Annotated in this window: 1 protein-coding gene; it reads right to left on the bottom strand. The window is 73.4% G+C overall.

Going from position 1 to position 527, the window contains the following annotated elements; translation table 11 throughout:
- The coding region (locus EXE48_RS18195) for a Gfo/Idh/MocA family oxidoreductase (RefSeq protein WP_137712171.1) at nucleotides 1-352 on the bottom strand (352 nt) is incomplete at its 3' end.
- Between the last annotated feature and the right edge of the window lie 175 nt (nucleotides 353-527).

The raw sequence follows: 527 nt of genomic DNA, 5'->3' as shown, positions 1-527 counted from the left end.
ACAGCGTCCGGACCGCGGGGTTGAACCGCTCGACGTGGCCGACCTGGATCGTGACGCCGGCGTCCTCGGCGGCGGCAGCGAGTTCGCGGCCGACCTGGGGGTCCGCGACGAACGGCTTCTCGACTAGCACGTCGACGCCGGCGTCGATACAGTCCCGAACGACCGGCGCGTGGGCGCTGGTCAGCACGGCGACCGAGACGGCGTCGACGGCGTCGAGCAGCTCCGCCGGCTCGAAGATCGAGGTGTCGAACTCCGTCGCCGCGGCCGCGGCCGCGCTCACGTCCGCGTCCGCGATCCCGACCAGTTCGCTCTCGGCGAGTTCGCGGTAGACGCGGGCGTGGTTACGCCCCATGCTGCCGACGCCGATCACGCCGGTCCGCAGCGGGTCGCTCACGAGTCCATCACCTCCGCCTCCGGCGTTGCGGCCTCGACGCCCGCGTCGAACGTCTCGACGGCGCGGGCGATCTGCCGCAGGTCCTCGACGTCGAGCCCCGGGTGGACCGGCAGCGAGAGCACGCGGTCGGCCG

It is taken from the genome of Halorubrum sp. ASP1, from assembly GCF_005435135.1.
GTDB classification, from domain to species: domain Archaea; phylum Halobacteriota; class Halobacteria; order Halobacteriales; family Haloferacaceae; genus Halorubrum; species Halorubrum tropicale.
The sequence above is the reverse complement of the archived record's forward strand: the minus strand, read 5'-3'. Positions and strand labels throughout refer to the sequence as shown.